This is a genomic window from Kitasatospora sp. NPDC029367, assembly GCF_055569135.1.
This window is the reverse complement of the sequence record NZ_JBVHYH010000146.1, coordinates 1-5,164: the sequence shown is the minus strand read 5'-3', so window position 1 is coordinate 5,164 and position 5,164 is coordinate 1. Positions and strand designations below refer to the sequence as shown.

The 5,164-nt window shown below is 73.4% G+C and carries 5 protein-coding genes; 2 read left to right on the top strand and 3 right to left on the bottom strand.

The window, feature by feature from the left end; all coding sequences use genetic code 11:
* Positions 1–105: 105 nt before the first annotated feature.
* Together ACZ4W5_RS37655 and ACZ4W5_RS37650 are read right to left on the bottom strand one after the other, a co-directional pair.
* The gene (locus ACZ4W5_RS37655; RefSeq protein ID WP_465659734.1) at positions 106–1,155 is read right to left on the bottom strand and encodes a hypothetical protein; all 1,050 of its coding nucleotides are present in this window, start codon (positions 1,153–1,155) and stop codon (positions 106–108) included.
* Complete coding sequence (locus tag ACZ4W5_RS37650; RefSeq protein ID WP_360244355.1) at positions 1,152–1,664, bottom strand: SigE family RNA polymerase sigma factor; 513 nt, start codon at positions 1,662–1,664, stop codon at positions 1,152–1,154. The genes ACZ4W5_RS37655 and ACZ4W5_RS37650 overlap by 4 nt, the downstream gene beginning before the upstream one ends.
* Before the next feature lie 135 nt (positions 1,665–1,799).
* On the opposite strand from ACZ4W5_RS37650, the gene ACZ4W5_RS37645 reads away from it, so the two are divergent.
* Complete coding sequence (locus tag ACZ4W5_RS37645) at positions 1,800–2,429, top strand: hypothetical protein (protein WP_465659732.1); 630 nt, start codon at positions 1,800–1,802, stop codon at positions 2,427–2,429.
* Between the two features lie 78 nt (positions 2,430–2,507).
* Here ACZ4W5_RS37645 and ACZ4W5_RS37640 read toward each other — a convergent pair whose 3' ends face one another.
* The gene (locus ACZ4W5_RS37640; protein WP_465659730.1) at positions 2,508–3,506 is read right to left on the bottom strand and encodes an RDD family protein; all 999 of its coding nucleotides are present in this window, start codon (positions 3,504–3,506) and stop codon (positions 2,508–2,510) included.
* Positions 3,507–3,749: 243 nt separating this feature from the next.
* Between ACZ4W5_RS37640 and ACZ4W5_RS37635 the strand changes: the two genes are divergently transcribed.
* Positions 3,750–4,754, top strand: coding sequence for a stage II sporulation protein M (locus ACZ4W5_RS37635; protein ID WP_465659728.1), 1,005 nt, complete (start codon positions 3,750–3,752; stop codon positions 4,752–4,754).
* Positions 4,755–5,164: the final 410 nt, after the last annotated feature.

Genomic DNA, 5,164 nt, shown 5'->3' with positions numbered 1-5,164 from the left:
CCCCCCCCCCCCCCCCCCCCCCCCCCCCCCCCCCCCCCCCCCCCCCCCCCCCCCCCCCCCCCCCCCCCCCCCCCCCCCCCCCCCCCCCCCCCCCCGCGTCCGGGCTCAGCGGATGACCTGGGTGGTCCAGGTCTTCCGGTCGACGCCGGTGACGTGCACCGCCGCGGCCAGGGAGCCCAGGCCGCCGAGGCGGTCGGTCAGCGGCAGGCTGTCGGACTCCACCGTCGCGCAGATCCTGAGCCCCTGCTCCGTCCGGCACTTCTGGTCGGTCTTCCCGTACGGCGGGCTGTCGACCGGGGTCACGATGATCCCGAAGCCCATCTCGCCGGAGGTGAAACCGACGGTCGCGACCCAGGACTGACCCGCCGTGGGCCAGGTCAGGTCGGCGCTGGTGGGGCGGGTGCCCGCCGGCAGGCCGGAGAGCCAGAACGGCAGCGGGACCGGCCGCTCGCCGACCTGGACCTCGGACGCTACGTGCAGCAGCACGTCATCGGGGAGCTCGGTCCCCTTCGGCCAGGTCGACAACAGCTGGGCCCAGTGACCGGCGGGGGTCTGCCAGCGGAGTATCCGCCGTCCGCTGTCGAACGTCGGGTGGGTCGGATCGGTCACCCAGTAGGCGGTCCGGCCGTTGACCGCGGAGGCCGGCACCTTCTCCTCCTTCTGCTGGGAATCGTCGCGCAACGTGGGCTCGGAGGTGTCGGGGTAGACGACGAGTTCGAGGCTCATCCCCGCCGTGCCGGGCAGCGCGGCCCGGGTGACGACCACTCCGTCGGCGGCGCTGTAGCCGGTGTCGCCTTCGGCGCCCAGCCCGTCGGGGAGCCAGCCGAACTTCCCGCCGGCCACCAGCGGGTCGGTGGGGCTGCCGATCGTCGGCGGGGGGGTGGCGGGTGCGGTCAGGTGCTCCCCGCGGGGAGGGGCGGCCGGCACCAGGCGGCTGTCGGAGCCCCCGCCGCCACCGGGCGCGAGCAGCAGCACGGCCGTGACCGCGCTCGCGGTCGCCGTGGCCAGCGCGGCGGCGACGGCCTGTCGGCGGCGGCGCAGCCTGGTCCGCCCGGCGGTGATGGACGCGGCGAGGTCGAAGCCGGGCGGCGGGGCCGGCTCGGCGGCCAGGTCCGCCAGCTGGACGGCCAGCTCGACGTTGTCGGTGTTCGTCATGACGTCCTCTCTGCGGCGGTGGGGCGGGGGAGCAGGGCGTTGCGCAGCGTCTCCAGGGCACGTGAGCTCTGGCTCTTCACGTTGCCCGCCGAACAGCCCAGGGCCTCGGCGGCCTGGTCGATCGACAGGTCGCAGTAGTAGCGCAGGACGACGGTGGCCCGTTGCCGGGGCGGCAGGGCCGCGAGCGCCCGGCGCAGGTCGAGCGAGGCGTCCAGGTCGAGCACCGCGGCCGCGGCGTCCGGGTCGACGTCCGTCCGCACCGTGCGGCGCCACCAGGAGGTGCGCTGCTCGGCGAGGAAGGTGTTGACCAGCGTGCGGCGGGCGTAGCCGTCCCGGTTGTCCGCCCGGCTCGCCTTGGACCAGTGCACGTACAGCTTGGTGATGGTCTCCTGCACCAGGTCGTCGGCCCGGTGCCAGTCCCCGCACAGCAGATAGGCGACCTTCCGCAGCCAGCCGCCCCTGGCGGCCACGTACTCCGTGAACTCCTCGTCGCGCGTCTGCTTCGCCATCCGCACCCCCTCTCGTTGCCCTGCTCCGGTGGTTGGGCTCTCGTGGTCGGGGCGGCGTCTCCCGCACCGCCCGACCCTCTGATGCGGGCACCGGCCCGGAACGTTGCAGCGGACGCCGGTGCGTAGGCTTCGGGCATGCCCAACGGTCGGTACTCGCTCCATGACACCCATGACCACGTGCTGCTCGGCGAGGAGCGGTTCAGCTGCGCGCCCGGGGCGGCCGGGTGGCGGTACGTCTCCAAGACCTACGCGCCGGACGGGCGGGTGATCGGCAGCCTCGACCTGACGCTGGACTCACGGGCCCGGCCGCTGCGGATGGAGCTGCGGGCCGGCGGCTGGCAGGTGCGCGGCGGCGCGGTGGACGGGGTGGCGTGGGTCCGCACCGACGCGGCCGACCCGGGCGGCGAGCACGCGGCGGAGGGGCACGACCGGGCGCACGGCTTCGCCGGGCGCTCGCCGGGCTTCCTGGTCGCCACCGCCCGGATGCTGCGGCTGCGGGAGGGGGCGAGTGCGCGGGTGCGGCTGGTGGCGTTCACCGAGCCGGTGCTGGCGCCGCGCACCTTCGACCAGGGGTGGCTGCTGGAGGGCGTGGACACCCACCTGACGGACTCGGGGCCGCTGCTGGTCGAGCGGTACCAGGTGGCGGACCTGGAGACGGGGGAGCAGCAGGTGGTGCACCTGGCCGGGGACGTGGTGCTGGCGGCGGCGGGGATCGAGCTGGAGGAGCTCCAGTCGCCGCGGAACGCCTGGCCGGTGGGGGAGTAGGCGCGGGGCCTGAGCGCGGCTCGGGCCGGCGGAGCTCGGGCAGGAAGGCTCAGGCGGGCGCGGCTCAGGCCGGTGGGCTCAGGCGGGCGGGGCGAATCCTGCGTCGGGGGCGGGCTGGGTCGGCTGCGCTGGCTTGACGAAGGACGGGGCAGCGGGGGCGGCCGGTGTCGGTACGGGCGCGGGTGCGGGTGCGTGGGCCGTGGGCACGCCGAGGACGCGGTGGGGGCGGCCGTCGGCGGTGGGGGCCGGGGCGGCGGCCAGGTGAGGGACAGGGGCCTGGACGGGCGCCTGGACGGGGGCCGAGGCGGCGAACCGCTGCTGGGCGCGCATCCACTCCCGGCGCTGGCGTTCGGTGAGCACCGCGCCCAGGTAGGCGGCCGGGTGCAGTCCCGGCGGAATCGGGTTCCCGATCCGGGCGGCCAGGTCCTCGGCCAGCCCGGCGGCCATCCGGAAGGTCACGCCGGGCTCCAACTGGCCCACCCGGACGAGCAGTTGGCGGATCGCCAGCCAGAGCGGCTCGGGCACCGCGGACAGGTCCATCGCGACCAGTTCACGGCCCATGTCGTGCAGCAGCTGCGGGTGCACCGGGGGCAGCGGGCCGGCCGCACCGGCTCCGGCCGGGGTGCGCTCGCGGACCACGACCGTCCCGGCGAAGATGTCGCCGAGCCGCTTGCCGTCCGAGTTCAGCGCGGAGGTGATCACGGCCGGGGCGCCGGTTATCGCGATCAGCTCGAAGAAGCCCACCAGCCCGCGCACCAGCGAATGCCGGAACCGGACGGGGCCGCCGTCGGTGCGCACCACCCGCAGGCCGAGCGCGGCCTTGCCGACCGAGCGCCCGTGGCTGAGGGTCTCGATCATCACCGGCAGCGCGACCAGGAAGAAGACCGTCATCCCGAGCATCGTCGCGGCCAGCGCCGCGCTGTCCAGGTCGGACAGGGCCACGCTCAGCACCAGCGTCGACACGAACAGGGCGGCGAACTCGATGAGCAGGTCGAGCACGATCGCCAACGCCCTGCTCGGAAGCTTCGCCGTCTGCAGGTCGAGGACGACCGCCTCACCAGTCACCAGGTCGCTCAAGACACCTGTCCGTTCACGCTCATGCGAGCAGGTGGGAGTGCGCTTGGATCGGCCCCCACTGCCCGCTCTCCGCAATCTGATCCGCAGCCGCAAACATACGGCGCCCGGTGGTCGCACGGGAAGTGAGATCCCGGCGGCCGGGGCGGCGACGGTTCCTGGCATGCTGGGCCCGCACGTGTCCGTACGCACCTGCCCGACCCGCGCACGCGCGCCTCGCGCCATCGCCGACCATGGAGCCGCCGAATGGACCTGGACGTCTTCGTCGCAACCCACCAGGGGGAGTGGGCCAGGCTGGACGCCCTCGCCCGTAGGCGCCGACTCAACGGGGACGAGGCCGACGAACTGGTCACCCTCTACCAGCGCACCACCGGCCACCTGGCCAAGGTCCAGGCCGCCGCGCCGGACCCGGCCCTGATCGGCCGGCTGACCGGCCTGGTGTCGCGGGGCCGCAGCGCGGTGACCGGTGCCCGGACCAACGGCTGGCAGGACGTCGCCCGCTACTACACGGTGAGCTTCCCGGCCGCGCTGTACCGCGCGCGCCGCTGGTGGATGCCGGTCGCGGCGGTCTCGATGGTCGTCACCGTGCTGATCGCCTGGTGGATGGCCACCCACCCCGAGGTCCGGAACAGCCTGATCGCGCCGGACGAGCTGCGCGAGCTGACCCGCCCGGGCGGACAGTACGAGGCGTACTACTCGGACCGGCCGGCCAGCTCCTTCGCCGCCCAGGTCTGGACGAACAACGCCTGGATCGCCGTGCAGTGCCTGATCTTCGGCATCGCGCTGGGCATTCCGGTGATCGTCGTGATGTGGGCCAACGTGGTCAACCTCGGCCTCGGCATCGGGCTGATGGCCTCGGCCGGGCGGCTCGACATCTTCCTCGGCCTGCTCATCCCGCACGGCCTGCTGGAGCTGACCACGGTCTTCGTGTCCGGTGGCCTCGGCCTGCGCCTCGGCTGGACCCTCATCGACCCCGGCCCGCGCACCCGCGCGGTGGCGCTGGCGGAACAGGGCCGCTCGATCATCGGCATGGGAATCGGGCTGGCGACGGTGCTGGCGGTGGCCGGAGTGCTCGAAGCCTTCGTGACCCCGTCCGGCCTGCCGACCTGGGCCCGCATCTCCATCGGAGTCGTAGCGGAGGCGGCGTTCCTCACCTATGCGCTGGTACTGGGCCGGAAGGCCGCGGCGAGCGGGGAGTTCGGCGACGTGGACGCGGCCGACCGGGCGGACCTGCAGCCCGTCGCGGCCTGAGCCGATGTGATCAACAGGCCGCTGACCTGCTAGTCTTCTCGCATCCCGACCGAACCATTGACGTGGTGTGGTTGGGCTAGTAGGTTTGAACGGTTGGGACTGACTGGACAACGGTCGGGCCCGGGCGTTAGTGTCTACGACACCGCCGAAATCGAGGCGAGCGCGTTTCACGAAATGCGCGCCCTCCGACGAAGCAAATCCCACGGACGGAACGCTCCGAAAGCCCTGATAGGCTTCGGGACGAAGTTCGCAGGAAATCCCGCCAGCGGGAATCGGATGAATGAAACTCCGGAAAACGGAGCGGAAAGCGTCTGGTAAGCTGGAAACACGAAAGAACGAAGCGCCCGGAGGGCCCGCTGGAAGGCGGTCCGAAGGAAGTGTCCGTTCCTTGAGAACTCAACAGCGTGCCA

Coding starts and splice junctions, on each gene's coding strand:
- ACZ4W5_RS37655 (WP_465659734.1), bottom strand. CDS start 1,155: ATGACGAACACCGACAACGTCGAGCTGGCCGTCCAGCTGGCGGACCTG.
- ACZ4W5_RS37650 (WP_360244355.1), bottom strand. CDS start 1,664: ATGGCGAAGCAGACGCGCGACGAGGAGTTCACGGAGTACGTGGCCGCC.
- ACZ4W5_RS37645 (WP_465659732.1), top strand. CDS start 1,800: ATGCCCAACGGTCGGTACTCGCTCCATGACACCCATGACCACGTGCTG.
- ACZ4W5_RS37635 (WP_465659728.1), top strand. CDS start 3,750: ATGGACCTGGACGTCTTCGTCGCAACCCACCAGGGGGAGTGGGCCAGG.